11 protein-coding genes are annotated in these 14,385 nt (G+C 58.0%); 5 read left to right on the top strand and 6 right to left on the bottom strand.

Features of this window, described 5'->3' with window-relative positions:
• Positions 1-775 precede the first annotated feature (775 nt).
• From NVV72_12035 to NVV72_12045, 3 genes are all read right to left on the bottom strand, one after another.
• On the bottom strand, positions 776-2,404 hold the full coding sequence (locus NVV72_12035; protein MCR6660021.1) for an IS66 family transposase: 1,629 nt from the start codon (positions 2,402-2,404) through the stop codon (positions 776-778).
• 71 nt (positions 2,405-2,475) lie between these two features.
• The gene (gene tnpB / locus NVV72_12040; GenBank protein MCR6660022.1) at positions 2,476-2,823 is read right to left on the bottom strand and encodes an IS66 family insertion sequence element accessory protein TnpB; all 348 of its coding nucleotides are present in this window, start codon (positions 2,821-2,823) and stop codon (positions 2,476-2,478) included.
• Positions 2,820-3,236 carry a transposase gene (locus tag NVV72_12045; protein MCR6660023.1) on the bottom strand — a complete coding sequence of 139 codons (417 nt, stop codon included), beginning with the start codon at positions 3,234-3,236 and terminating at the stop codon, positions 2,820-2,822. Before NVV72_12045 ends, tnpB begins: the two co-directional genes overlap by 4 nt.
• Before the next feature lie 79 nt (positions 3,237-3,315).
• On the opposite strand from NVV72_12045, the gene NVV72_12050 reads away from it, so the two are divergent.
• The 5 genes from NVV72_12050 (at position 3,316) to NVV72_12070 (ending at position 10,775) form a co-directional block, all read left to right on the top strand.
• Positions 3,316-4,806: a calcium-binding protein gene (locus NVV72_12050; GenBank protein ID MCR6660024.1), complete on the top strand. Its 1,491-nt coding sequence runs from the start codon at positions 3,316-3,318 to the stop codon at positions 4,804-4,806.
• Positions 4,807-4,911: 105 nt separating this feature from the next.
• Positions 4,912-6,417, top strand: a complete 1,506-nt coding sequence (locus NVV72_12055; GenBank protein MCR6660025.1) for a calcium-binding protein — start codon at positions 4,912-4,914, stop codon at positions 6,415-6,417.
• 107 nt (positions 6,418-6,524) lie between these two features.
• The gene (locus tag NVV72_12060) at positions 6,525-8,288 is read left to right on the top strand and encodes a type I secretion system permease/ATPase (protein MCR6660026.1); all 1,764 of its coding nucleotides are present in this window, start codon (positions 6,525-6,527) and stop codon (positions 8,286-8,288) included.
• Positions 8,289-8,343: 55 nt separating this feature from the next.
• The gene (locus NVV72_12065; GenBank protein MCR6660027.1) at positions 8,344-9,687 is read left to right on the top strand and encodes an HlyD family type I secretion periplasmic adaptor subunit; all 1,344 of its coding nucleotides are present in this window, start codon (positions 8,344-8,346) and stop codon (positions 9,685-9,687) included.
• A 113-nt stretch (positions 9,688-9,800) separates the two neighbouring features.
• On the top strand, positions 9,801-10,775 hold the full coding sequence (locus NVV72_12070) for a hypothetical protein (protein ID MCR6660028.1): 975 nt from the start codon (positions 9,801-9,803) through the stop codon (positions 10,773-10,775).
• A 33-nt stretch (positions 10,776-10,808) separates the two neighbouring features.
• On the opposite strand, the gene NVV72_12075 is transcribed toward NVV72_12070, so the two are convergent.
• The 3 genes from NVV72_12075 to NVV72_12085 form a co-directional block, all read right to left on the bottom strand.
• Positions 10,809-13,589: an EAL domain-containing protein gene (locus NVV72_12075; GenBank protein ID MCR6660029.1), complete on the bottom strand. Its 2,781-nt coding sequence runs from the start codon at positions 13,587-13,589 to the stop codon at positions 10,809-10,811.
• 131 nt (positions 13,590-13,720) lie between these two features.
• Entirely contained in the window at positions 13,721-14,119 is a 399-nt protein-coding gene (locus NVV72_12080) for a death-on-curing protein (protein ID MCR6660030.1), read from the bottom strand.
• A complete protein-coding gene (locus tag NVV72_12085; GenBank protein MCR6660031.1) occupies positions 14,120-14,341 on the bottom strand; it encodes an AbrB/MazE/SpoVT family DNA-binding domain-containing protein in 222 nt (73 codons plus the stop codon). It lies immediately after the preceding gene.
• Positions 14,342-14,385 lie beyond the last annotated feature (44 nt).

Here is a 14,385-nt window from a genome sequence, read left to right on the forward strand (position 1 = left end):
CTCGGCCGATGAAGGCGTGTTTGTCAATTTGACGACGGGCGGCAGCCAGGAAACCTATGGCTCCGGCACGGATACCTTCACATCGATTGAAGGCCTGATCGGTACTGGCTACCGTGACGTCATCAGGATATCGGGAACAGCCAATTATCACCTGTCGCTTGGTGGTGGTGACGATGAAATTCTCAGTGATTCAGGTCTGGGTGCGTGGACTCTGGATGGCGGTGACGGCATCGATTACTGGGGCGCCAATCTCGACGGCATGACCACGAACGTGGCTTTCATCTATGACAGTCTGACCGAAACGGGCACACTAACCGGCGGCACGACTCTCAGGAACATTGAAAATATCGGCATCAATTTTGGCACCGGCAATGATACGATTACCATAACAAATGGCATCGGCCATATGAGGGACTGGGGAACAACCCTGACCGGCGGCTATGGCGCTGATACTTTTATCATTGATGGTTTCCAGGGGCTGAATAACTATGTCAGTGGCGGGACCAACGCCCCAAATATGGCGGCGGACAATGATTCCCTGACTCTGGATCTGTCGAAAAGCGATGCGACTGCTCATGTCAGTTACATCTCTGATAGCTACAACAGTTTCAGACTCGAAATCAGCGGATCGGGTGCCTTCAGTTCCGATGGGTTTGAGCACCTAAACTATACGGCAGATAATAGTGACAATCGCATTGTCGTTAACAGTCTGCCGGCATTTACCGGCAATGTTTCCCTGCATGTAGTAAGCATTCGGCGTAGGCCGCAGGTGGGGTTATGCCGCCTTCTGTTCGAGTTGGCGGAGCCGCTTCCAGTTCCAGGGCAGGAGGTCGTCTATTCGGTTGGCTGGGTGAGCGGCGATACGGTCGAGGACGTCCGCCAGCCAGGCCTGGGGATCAATGTCGTTGAGCTTTGCCGTGACGATAAGGCTGTACATGGCAGCGGCCCGCTGACCGCCGCGGTCAGAGCCTGCAAACAACCATGATTTTCGACCCAGGGCGATGCCGCGCAGGGCGCGCTCGGCAGCATTGTTGCTGAGGCAGATTCGTCCATCATCGAGGAAGCGCGTGAAGGCCGGCCAGCGCTTCAGCATGTAGTCCATGGCCTTGGCAAGGTCGTTGCCGCGCGCCAGCTTGGCGCGTTGCGTCACCACCCAGGCATGGAGGTCATCGACCAGGGGCGCAGATGAAACCTGACGTACAGCCTTGCGCTCCTCAGCGCTCTTGCCGTTGATCGTGCGCTCGATATCGAACAGGGCATCCATGCGACGCACCATCTCCAGCGCCATAGGCGATAGGACGGAGGCCACCTTGCCTTGCGCCACGCGACGCGCATTTTGCTCTGCATCAGCCATGGCAAAGAAGGGCCGCCTGGCATGAACCCAGCAGGCCGCCTCCAGGATCGGTCCCGGCCTTCGTTCCGAAAGATAGAGCTTGCTGTAACCGCCATAGGCATCGGCCTGAAAGATGCCGTGCCATGTTTTCAGGTGGTCCTGTGGATGCTCCGCCGTTCGATCCCTTGAATAATAAAACATGGCTGACGGCGCCGATGTGCCGCCGAAGGGCTTGTCATCGCGAACATAGATCCATATCCGCCCCGTGTCGGTCTTGCCTTTTGCAAGCACGGGCACCGTCGTATCGTCACCGTGCAGGCGTCCGGCCGCAAAGGTGTGGTCTTCGATCCGGCGGATGAGGGGATCGAGCACGGCGCAACAGGCGCCGACAGCATCGGCGGCCGTGGACAGGCTGATGGGCACGCCTTCCTTCTCGTAGCGCATGATTTGCCGATTCAGGGGCTGATGCTGGCCGAACTTCTCAAACAGCATCATGGCCAACAGGTTCGGCCCGGCCCAGGCTCTGGGGATGGTGTGGAAGGGGGCTGGCGCCTGGCTGATCTTCTCACAGTCCCGGCAGGTGAACGTCTCGCGCACATGCTGGATCACCTTCCACTGGCGTGGAATGACCTCCAGGGTTTCAGTAACGTCCTCGCCAAGCTTGCGCAGACGATCCCCGCCACAACAGGCGCAGGCTGTGGGACCAGGCACGACAACCCGCTCACGCGGCAGATGCTCGGGGAAGGCCCGGCGCGCCGGCTTATTGCGCACGAAGCCTTCGACCGTGGAGGTTTTGGTGGCAGCGGCCTGCGACGCCAGTTCCGCCTCGGTCGCGGTCGCCTCGATCTCTTCGAACGTCATTTCCATCTGATCGATCAGACGGACACTACGTTCCGAGCGCGGACCGTACAGCGCGTTCTGGAGCTTGGCGATGACCAGCTTCTGGTGCGTGATGGTCGCCAGGGCGTCAGCATTTTCCGCCTTGGCGGCCGCCAGCTCGGCTTGCGCATGAAGGAGCTTCGCCTCCAAAGCGACCACATTGTCCGGAGTGATTTGGGGCGTCGTTTCCATGCCGAAGTGAATCACAAAACCCCTATCTTGCAAAGGAATTTTACGGCTCTCAACCCAATAAACATGCCCGTTCAGCCGACACTTTCCGGCTTCCATGTCATCTGCGGATTGCGCCAATCGATCCCTTCCAGGAGATAGCCCAGTTGGGCTGGCGAGATACTGACACTGCCATCCTTGACGGCCGGCCAGATGAAACGGCCCCGGTCCAGACGCTTGTAAAACAGGCAGGCGCCTTGGCCATCGTGCCAGATGATTTTGATCTTGTCGCCCTGGCGGCCACGGAAGACAAACAGGTGCCCGCTCGATGGATCACGCTTCTGGCTCTCCTGGATCATCAGGGCCAAACCGTTATAGCCCTTTCGCATGTCGGTATGGCCCATCGCCAACCACACCCGAACACCGGCCGGAACCGGGATCATAGCCGTCTGGGCGACACCGCCGCCACCACGTCAGCAGCAAATCGAGCGCCGGCTGAGACCGGAATCCGGATCAACGATCCATCGGGCATAACGATCTCGACCATGCCCTTGGTACATCCACTTGCACGCTTCGGCGTCTTGGCCTCCGTGTCCTTGCCAGGACCTGAAAGGGCCGGCACCAAAGCCACGCCAGCCTCCGGCGTCACCGTGACCGCAACGAAATCTCCGGCAGCCTCATTCACACGTTCTGCCGCAAGGCCATCCCGCCAGCGATATATCTGGTGGTTTTGAAGGCCATGCCGCCGTGCTACGGCCGAAACACTGGCCTCTCCCGAAAACGCCTCGTCCACAATTTGACGCTTCTCTTGCCAACTCCAGGTCCGGCGCTGAACATATATCCCGCTTGTAGCCATCGACAAAACTTTCCAGCACCAGTGCCGGCACTACTGCCAGCACTACCTACAGGCAGATAACTGCGCGAAACAAAGGCGAATGAACAAGGCGGCCCTCGCCGGAGGCTTACTGCATGTAGATGGTGCCGGAGGAACAGACGGACTGGAAATGAACCTGGCCATATTGGGTGCAGAAATACAGAATGTGGTCTGGACAATTACCGGCGATGTGACCGCGTCTTCAAATATCGGGATTTATGATCATTTTGAAACAATCAATATGACCCTGGGCGGCGGCAATAACGTCCTCAATATGGGAAACGAGGTTGACACGATCTATTCCGAGGCCGGCCATGACGTCATTAATGCCGGCGGCGGTGACGATACGCTCCAGGCCCACTTCTACAACCATACAGCCCTGTCGGTGACCTATCACGGAGGAACCGGCAACGATACGCTGAGCGGCGGCGCCGTGGATGATTATCTCTACGGTGACGCCGACGACGACTATATCGACGGCGGTGCTGGAAATGATGCGATCAACGGCGGCGCAGGTGCGGATGTTCTGATCGGCGGCCTTGGCACCGACACCCTTTTAGGCGGGACTGGCAACGATATCTATTACCTGGATGATTTCCATGATGTGGTAACGGAATCGAAGGGCCAGGGAACGGACACGGTCTATTCTTCGGTCCAGTATATCATGGGAGGTTCCTATGTCGAGAACGCCATACTGACCGGTAGTCTGAACAGCTATGCCGTAGGAAATGCGCTGGACAACCAGTTGACCGGCAATAGCGGCAATAACAACCTGACTGGCGGTGCGGGCAATGATCATCTCGATGGCGGTGCGGGGGCGGATGGCCTGCGCGGCGGACTGGGTAATGATACCTACTATGTCGATAACCTGGGCGACTTCATCGTTGAAAGCAAGGACGAAGGCACGGACCTTGTCTTCTCCAGCGTCAACTTCAACCTGGGCGCCCAATATATCGAAAACCTGACTCTGACGGGGACAGCCAGCATCAATGGTTCCGGCAATGCTCTGATCAACACCATCACCGGCAATGCGGGTAATAATATTCTCGATGGCCGCCAGGGTGCGGACATAATGTCGGGCGGCGCCGGCAATGACATCTACTATGTGGATAATCTGTGTGACAAGGTCATCGAAGCAAACGGGAAGGGCACGGACATGGTAATTTCCAGCGTGACCTTTGCCATGGGCGGGCAGTATATTGACAACCTGACACTGACGGGGACAGGCAAGATCAACGGTTCAGGTAACGCGCTGACCAATACCATCATCGGCAACAGCAATGTGAATACACTGAATGGTGGTGCAGGCAACGACACCCTGACCGGCGGAGCAGGGGCAGACATCTTCTTCTTCGGCGCCGGCAGCGGCAAAGATACGATTACCGATTTCTCTGCTGTCCAGGGGGATAAGCTTAATCTGGATGCCTATAACCAGGCGACGGCGGTGATCACACAGGTGGGAAATAACACCGTCATAGACCTAGGTGGTGGTAATATCATCACCTTGACCGGCGTTCACAAGGCGGATGTGACCAGCCATATCACGTGGTAACGTCATTTAGTTGAATCAAACCTGCCAGCAGCCTTATTTGGTGAGGTATGATTTGCATGTAGTTGTCGTTATGATATGCAACTCTTGGTGTTTTGGGAGGCGCGCATGACGCATATAGTCGGAACCAGTAACGGCGAGAACATTAACGGTAGTGCGCTTGACGATACTATTGATGGTCTGGGAGGAGCGGATTTTCTCTATGGAGGTATGGGGAATGACACGCTGAATGGCGGCGATGGTATTGACTTTCTGAACGGTGAGTTCGGCGAGGATATACTTAACGGTGGTGATGGTGACGACTGGCTAATTGATACGCACGGGGCAAATAAATACTACGGCGGCAGTGGGAATGATCATATTACTGCCTATTCTGATAGCCTTGGCAGTTTGGTAGATGCCGGCTCAGGCAATGATGACGTAACTCTGTATGAAGGCAATGTTACAGTAAATCTGGGCGCTGGTGACGACACCATCCTGTTCTTCGGATTTAACGGCGGCCTGATTATGTCGGGAGGCGCCGGACGAGACACCTACGATCCCTATACTAGCTTTTACACAGATGACACCGTCATCACTGATTTTCGGGGTGGTGCGAGCGGTGATGTTATCAAGCTTGGTGACTTGCTCTCGGCGGAGCATTGGTCAGGCACCAACCCCTTTGCCGATGGCTTTCTCAGGCTTGCTCAGTTTGGCAAGGATGTCTTGCTGCAATTACAGGGCAGTACGATCATCACCCTGCAGAATGTCAATATTGCAAGCCTGACCTCAGCTAATTTCGGCGGTTTAGCCCTAAACACGCCGCTGTTCCTGGGAACGGCCGGCGCTGACAAACTTACCGGGACAGCGGGTGCTGATATCATGCAGGGCGGCCTGGGTAATGATGTCTATTACGTCAACAGCTTTTCCGATGTGGTGACGGAGCTGAAGAGCGAGGGCACTGACACGGTGATTTCTTCGGTGCAGTACATTATGGGCGGGTCATACGTCGAGAACGCCACGCTGACCGGCACGCTGAACAGCTATGCGGTGGGTAACGCACTCGACAACATCCTGTTCGGTAACAGCGGCAATAACAACCTGACCGGCGGGGCCGGCAATGACCGTCTCGATGGCGGGGCGGGGTCTGACGGCTTGCGCGGTGGTGTCGGCAATGATGTCTACTATGTAGATAACCTGGGCGACTTCATCGTCGAGAACAAGAACGAAGGGACGGACCTGGTCTATTCGACGGTAAGCTTCAACCTGGGCGCCCAGTATGTCGAAAACCTGACCTTAAGAGGCAGCGCCAATATCAACGGCCTTGGCAATGCCCTGGCCAATACGATTATCGGTAATGCCGGCAATAACACGCTGGATGGCCGCCAGGGTGCGGATCGCCTGACCGGCGGCGCCGGGGCGGACATCTTCTTCTTCGGTGCCAGCAGCGGCAAGGACACGATCACCGATTTCTCCGCCTCACAAAACGACAGCCTCAATCTGCACGCCTACAACCAGGCGACGGCGGTGATCAGCCAGGTGGGTAATGATACCGTCATCGATCTCGGCGGCGACAATATCATCACCCTGACCGGCACGCTGAAGGCCGATGTGATCAGCCATATTACGTGGTAGGTGTGCGGCGCGTTTTTTGCATGTCGTATGTGCTATAATTTTTTATTTTAGATATATTGGCAAGGGGTGAGGAGATTTGCTTCTCTCCCCGCCGGATAGAAGCGTTTATGATTCACCTGCTCACGCGTTTCAAGGTTAACCCGACTTTGGGGCGGGCATTGGCGCAATGCCGGCCGCATTTTGTCAATGCGGCGGTCTTCAGCTTTTTCATCAATGTCCTCAGCCTGGCTCCCACGCTCTACATGCTTCAGGTATATGGCCGCGTGGTGCCGACGGGCGGGGTGATGACCCTGGTCTATCTGACGACGATCCTGCTTGTTTCCTTAGGCGCCCTGTCCATTCTTGACAGCCTGCGCAGTCGATTGCTGATGCGCTCCGGCGTGCGGCTTGATCGAATTCTGGCCGGTGATGTGTTAAATCATCTCTTTGCCCGCAGCAGCACAAAGAAAGGCGCGGCCAACACAACCCTGCTGCGTGAATTCGACGCTTTTCGCCAGGTTTTGAGCGGCCAGGGCATGACGGCTGTATTCGACCTGCCGTGGATCGTCATTTTTCTGGGTCTGGCCTTTTATCTTCATCCGCTTCTCGGCTGGTTGTCCATTGCCGGCGGTGTCCTGCTTGCCATCGTCACCTGGCTGAGTGAGCGGGCGTCCTATCAGTTTGTCACCCGTTCGGCTGAATCCATGGCGGCCGCCTATGCGCGTCAGGATGCCACCAGCCAGAAGGCCGATGTGGTGCGGGCGCTGGGCATGAGACGGGCCCTGGTCGACGTGCAGTTAAAGGATCGTCACGGTGCGCTGGACGATCAGGTGAAGGCGAGCCTGAGCGTCAGTGGCTATACCACGGCGTCCAAATTCATTCGTCAGTTTCTGCAATCGGTTGCGCTGGGTGTTGGCGCCTGGCTGGCTATCCATCAGCAGATTTCGGCCGGTGCCATTTTCGCAGCGTCGCTTCTAATGTCCCGTGCGCTTACGCCCATGGAGCAGGTTATCACGTCCTGGCGCAGCCTTATCCGGGGCTATAATGCGTTTCGTACGGTTGACAAGGCGCTGAACGAGCAGGACGCTAGTCCGGTGCTGACCGCCCTGCCGGCGCCCAAAGGCCTGGTCGAAATCGATGGGTTGACAGTGCAGCATCCGGACATGAAAGCGTTCATCCTTCAGGGGATATCTTTTCGCGTCATGCCCGGTGAACTGGTCGGCGTGGCCGGCCCAAGCGGGGTCGGGAAATCCACCATGGCGCGCCTGATTGTCGGCGCGGATGCCTATGACGTGGGGACCATCCGTTTCGATGGCGCCGAGCGACGCGACTGGGATCCGGAAAAACTCGCGCGCCATGTAGGTTATCTGCCGCAGGATTCAGCGCTTTTCGGCGGGACGATCCGCGATAATATCTGTCGGTTTGAGGCCGTGGGTGAAGGCGGCGATGCCGGGGTGGATGAAAAAGTTGTCGCGGCAGCCACGCTGGCCGGTGTGCATGAGATGATCCTGCAATTGCCTCAGGGGTATAATACTATCCTGGGACTGAACGGGCAGGGCCTGTCCGGAGGGCAGGCGCAACGCGTGGCCCTGGCGCGCGCGCTTTACGGTGATCCTGCCGTTCTGGTGCTGGATGAACCAAACGCCTATCTTGACAGCGCCGGTGAAATTGCCCTGATTGAAGCGATGACCGCTGTATGCAAGCGGGGAGGAAGTGTCATCATCATCGCCCATCGCACCAGTGTACTTGAGCGGGCGTCGAAACTGCTCATGCTGGCCAATGGTCGGGTGCAGTTTTTCGGGACACCGCAGCAGTGGGCCGAGGCCGTCGCCAAGCAACGCGGCCAGGTTAATCTGGCGCCAATCGCCGGTGGCAGGACGGGGGGAAACTGACATGCCATTTGACAGTGAACCGCCCGATCCGCATGCTCCACGAAAATTCGACATCTTGAACTCGTTTCGATACCGGAAAGCCGATGCGACCGGACTGGATGATCCGGCGCCGGATATCGCCAGGGGGCTGTTTGTCGTTATCGCCTTCTTCGTCGTCTTGCTCGGCTGGGCCGCGCTGGCGCGGGTGGATGCCGCTGTATATGCGCACGGCACCATCGTGGTGAGCGGCAGCCGTCAGGAAGTTCAGCACAGGGAGGGCGGCGTGGTTTCGGCCCTGCATGTGAAAGAGGGCGATCATGTCGTCAAGGGCCAAGTGCTCGTTGACCTGGCGGGGGACCAGACGGAAGCCACGGCCAATGCCTTGATCGCGCAATTTATCGATCTCAAGCTCAAGGAAGCGCGTTTGCAGGCCGAACAGGCAGGTGGCAGCGGATTTGCCGTTCCGGAGGCCGTGAATGATTTCGGCCCTCAGTACCAGCCCCTGGTCGACAGCGCCACCCGCCTGCAGCGCAATACTCTGGCCGCCAATCGGACCTACATGGCGACACAGCTCTCTGTGCTTGATCAGCGTGTGGAACAAACGCGCGAAGGCATTGCGGGCTATGAGGAACAATCCAAGTCCAATATCCAGAGACAGTCTCTGACGAAAGATGAGCTGTCGGGGGTGAAGGATCTACAGGCCAAGGGATATGCGCCAATGACGCGTGTGCGTGCCCTTCAGGAGGAAATTGCCGGCCTGGAAGGGGAATATGGCGCCCTTCGCGCCAATATCGCGGCCTCGGAAGCGAAGATAGGGGAAACCCGGATGCAGGCCGTATCCGTCCGCAAACAGTTTCTCGATCAGACTATTGCCGATCTCAGCGATACCCAGTCCAAACTGAAGGCGATGGAACCGCAGATGCAGGCGGCGCGCACCAGCTTCGATCGTCTTCACATAAAGGCGACGGCAACCGGCAAGATCATGGGGTTGAGCGTGACAACCGTGGGTGGCGTCATCGCGGCGGGACAGAAGGTGGCTGATATCGTGCCCGACGCCACGCCCCTGGTCATCCAGGCGATGGTCGATATCAAGGATGGCAATGACATCAAACCTGGGCAATTGGCGCAGGTGCGCTTTACTTCCCTGCATGAACGCGATGTGCCGATTCTGAATGGCCGGGTGCTCGATGTTTCAGGTGACAGTTTTAGTGACAAGGAAACAAACAAGGCTTTTTACACCGCCCGTATTCAGATTAGTCCCGAAACCATGAAAACCTTGAACCGCATCATGAAGGACAGCGATTCCCTGAAGCCGGGCTTGCCTGTGGAAGTGGTGGTGCCATTACGTAAACGTACTATGCTGCAATATCTGCTGGAACCTTTGAACCAGTCTTTGTGGAAGACTTTCAGGGAAAGCTGAGCGCTTAAACTGATTGCCGCGACGGACAGACCTTGGTAGGTTCTCCCCACATTATCAGATTACAGAAGGCCGTCGAACCGCCCCGCCCTGTGGCGCCGACCATAAAAAAGTTCATGAGCGCAAAACCCAACACTTATCTGTTTTACGGACAAAACATCCGCGTGTACATTTCCCGCACGGACAAGTCTCCGACCGACAAGGTGGTGATTTGTTTCCATGGCCGTGTAGCGGCGCCGGGATTTCAGAAGGGTAACTTCGGCGAGCCATTCCTCCGGTCGCGCGAAATCGATGCCATTCATATCCAGACCAGTGTCAATAATTGGTATCAAAGTCCCGACCTGCCCGAAGCCCTGGCTGCGGCGGCTCATGCGGCAGCTATCTATAAGCATCGCGTGACCTATGGTTCGAGCATGGGGGCTTATGCCGCCCTGGCTTTTTCAGGGCCGCTCAATGCCACATGTGTCACAGCCTTCGTCCCGCAGTATTCCCCTATGGCAGACAAGGTACCGTTTGAAACGCGCTGGAAGGACGAGCGCGTGGCGATCGCACCGGTCATGGAGGACATGGCTGCCCAGATTTCCAAAACGGCAAAGATCTACGTGTCCTACGATCCTTACCAGGTGCTGGATCGAAAGCACTTCGACCTGATCCAGGCGACAGGCGCCAAAATTACCCCGCTGCTGTTCCCAATGGTGGATCATGAAGTACTGCGGTTTCTGGGAGATACGCATCTGATCGAAAAGGTGGTTCTCGAAACCATTGATGGCAAGGCGACGGAAAAGGGATACCGCTCCCTCATCCGTGACGGTCGGCGACTGAGCTCGGCCTATTTGTTCTATTCCGGATTACGCCTGATCCGCCGCCGCCATCTTGCCAGGGGATGGGATTATTTCCTGAAAGCCATGGATCTGCCGGCCGGGCAATTCGACCATTACAATCGCATGTTCATCCAGGCCCAGCGTCAGGCGCCGCCTGCCGGCGTTGCCGAAAAGATTGCTGCCATTGTCGACAGGCGTCCGGAAAACGCGAATCTCCTTAAGGCATACAACGCCCATCAGCCCGAACTGATAAAGTTGTTCGCGGCATAGCGTTGGCTTTGTCAGGCCGCTCGCTGATTTGCTTCAGGCGGCTTTGACAGCGCCGATAAATTCCACCGGACGGCCGAGCAGGTAGCCCTGCGCTTCCTCGCAGCCTTCTTCGCGCAGCAGGCCCAGTTGCGCCTCGGTTTCGACGCCTTCGGCCAGGACCGGTATTTCCAGCGACTTGCCGAGCGCCAGGATGGCCCGAACAATGGCGCGCGCCTGGGCGCTCTTGTCGGCCTCCATCAGGAAGGAGCGGTCGATCTTGATCTTGTCGAACGGGAAGGAGTTGAGCGTATCGAGCGAAGCGTAGCCGGTGCCGAAATCATCGATGGCGATGGTGACGCCCATGGCCTTGATCTGACGCAACTGGTGCAGGGCGTGGATCTTGTCGCCGATAATGGTCGATTCGGTGATTTCCAGTTCGAGGCGCGAAGGCGAAAGGCCGGTTTCGACCAGCACCTGCCGCACCGTTTCGATCAGGCTGGAATCATTGAGTTGGACCGGCGACAGGTTGACGGCGATCTTGAGGTCATTGCCCCAGCCAGCGGCTTCGCGGCAGGCCGTGCGCAGCACCCAGGCGCCGATCTCGATAATGGCGCCGCTCTCTTCGGCGACGGCAATGAAATCCATGGGCGACACAAAGCCGCGCACCGGATGCTTCCAGCGGATCAGGGCTTCATAGCCGGTGATCTCTCCGCTCACGACCGACTGCTGGACCTGATAGAACAGCCGGAATTCCTCGTCCCTCAACGCGCGCTTCAGATCCTTGGCGATGGCATTGCGCTCGCGCGCCGCCTCATCCATGGCGGCGTCATAATAGCACAGCGATCGTCCGGTGATCGTCTTGGCGCGCTGCATCGAAAGATCGGCGTTATTGAGCAGGGCTTCCCGCGTCTGTCCGTCCTGCGGATAGATGCTGACGCCCATATTGATGGTGAGGACAATATCCTCGTCGCCGATGCGAATAGGCTCACAGGTGCAATCATAAAGCTTCTGTACCGCCTCGCGCAGGTCTTCGAGGCGCTTGAAACGACGCATGGAATTGAATTCATCGCCGCCGAAGCGCGCCACCAGGCGGCCATCGACATGGGCATGATCCACCAGTCGCGTGGCGAGTTTTTTCAGGACTTCGTCGCCGGCCTCGTGGCCGAGACGGTCGTTGATTTCCTTGAACTGCGCGATATCGAACGCCACCATGCCGAGATATTCGCCATTCTGCGCGGCGCGCGCCAGTTCGATTTCAAACGCGTCGTTGAAGTGGGTACGGTTGGGCAGGCCGGTCAGGGCATCATGGCGCGCCAGGTGCTGGATGCGTGCTTCAGAGTCGCGGCGCTCGGTGACATCCTCGAAGGTCGAGACCCAGCCGCCGTCGCCGACGGGCCTGTGCGAAATCGACATGGAGCGCGACTGGAAAAGATCGGAGGTCATGGTGCCGCCGCCAGGCGCACTGATCAGCGCCATGTGGCGGGCATGGTGCCGGGTCAGGGTCTCTTCATCAGGACGTTCGCCAAGACAGAGCGTGACGATATGGTCAGACAGAGCGCGGAAGGTCATGCCGGGCTGTAAGACGGTCGGATCGACGCCGTAAAGTTCGGCAAAACGGCCGTTGGAAAGGATCAGGTGCTCGTTGCGGTCAAAGAGCAGCAAGCCGATCGGCATGTTGGAGATAGCGGCGTCGAGATGCTGCGCCGTGGTTTTCACAGCGTCTTCCGCTGCCTTACGTTCGGTGATTTCGTGAGTGATATTGGCGAAGCCCAGCAGCTTGCCGTCGCCGTCGCGCAGGGCGCGCAGCAGGGTCTGGCCCCAGAAAAGCTTCCCATCGGCGCGGCGGGCCGGGCCTTCCAGTTCGGCGCGGCCTTCAAGTTCGGCCCGTTTCAGGGCCTCGCGGTAGCGGGCGGGGAAATCGGTATCGACCGCGCAGACATCGGCATAGATCCGGCCGGTAATATCCTCCACAAGGTAGCCGTTGTTGCGGTCGCTGCCGGCGTTCCAGTCGGTGACGCGGCCTTGCGGATCGAGCAGGAAGATGGCGGTGTCTTCAAGCCCCTCCAGCAGGACGCGGAAACGGCGGTTGCTTTCATCGCGCATCAGGTCGAGCTTTCGGCCGGAAATGACGGCGAAGGCGCACAGGGTCAGGACGGCGATGGCGGCCATGGTGATGGTCAGGGACATCGAGCCGGGTGACAGCATCAAGCCACTGGCCGTGCGGGTGGGATCGGGCTGCACGGTCACCGCGCCCATGGCAGTAAAGTGATGCGATACAATGGCCAGGACGAGCAGCAGCGGCGACAGCCGGGTGCCCCAGCGGTGCCGGCCTTGGGTATTGATGGTCCACATGGCGATGGCGCCGAAGACAATCCCCAGAAGGATGGATACGGCAACCAGGTCGGGCGCCCACACGACATGGCCGGGAAGATCCAGCGCCATCATGCCAAGATAGTGCATGGAGGCGATGCCGGCGCCCAGCACCGCGCCACCAACGAAGCTTGAATATCTGAAACCGCGGCTGATGCCGACCTCGATGCCACCGGCGGTGATGCCCATGGCGCAGAACAATGACAGCACAGTCAGGCGCAGGTCATAGCCCGTGGCGACGCCCGGATTATAGGCCATCATGGCGATGAAGTGCGTGGCCCAGATGCCGAAACCGCCCGCGGCGCCGGCCGTCAGCACCCAGTGCATTCGTTGTGCGCCGGAAGTGGACTGAGCGCGTTCAATGGTCAGGACGGCGACAACAGAAGATAAAATGCAGACGGCGGCAGCCAGAAAGACCAGCTTCCAGTCATGCTGATCCTTTAAGCAGTAAAGAATTCTATACATTTATACCACCGAATTGCCGCCGGTATTTTACCGGTCGTTGAGCGCTTCCATGCCCGTTTTACAGGCATATATCAGTGAGTATGGCGCAATATGATTGTAATGTTGTTAACTTGTCCGACGAAATACAGCGATTACGCCGTGATCATTGCCTGCGGTACAATATGGCCGCGTATCCAGCTTGCGAAAGCTTCGGCGCTTAGTTCGCCATTGCCGACGACCATAAAGCCCAGAAAACAGGTCGTGTCGTCGGCGCCGAGCCGGCTGCCATTGAGTGACAGGAAAAGCTCGGTGGCAATCAGAGCAGTGGAAAGATTGGCATCATGAAACAACTGGTCGTGGGCCAGCGCATAGCCATAGCAGGCGGCCAGGCTGGCCAGGTCGGTGGCGGTGCTGTCATTGAGGGCATGGGCACGGGCGTGCATGATCCTGATCGGGCTGAGTTCGCGCAGGCCCGACCGGCCGCCATGTTCGGCCGCCAGTTCGGCTTGTATCGCCTCGATCACCCCTTCCTGGATCAGGACGAACGGCATCTATTTCGCCAGTTCGTGAACGGTGTTGCGGCGTTTTCTCATCAGGTCGCGGGCCGTCTGCATCTGTTCGGCGAAGACGGGATCGTAGGGCGACAGTCGGTAGCCCTCCGGTGTTTCCGTCAGGAAGATGGAATCGCCCTTGTCGAGTTTCAGGCGGGTCAGCAGGTCGCGCGGCAGGATGACGCCCAGCGAATTGCCGATCCGGGTAATTTTCAGTTCCATGGCCGCCTCGGAGGTGATGTCAGTGTCAGCTTAGCCGTGAAATG

It is taken from the genome of Asticcacaulis sp., assembly GCA_024707255.1.
GTDB lineage: Bacteria > Pseudomonadota > Alphaproteobacteria > Caulobacterales > Caulobacteraceae > Asticcacaulis.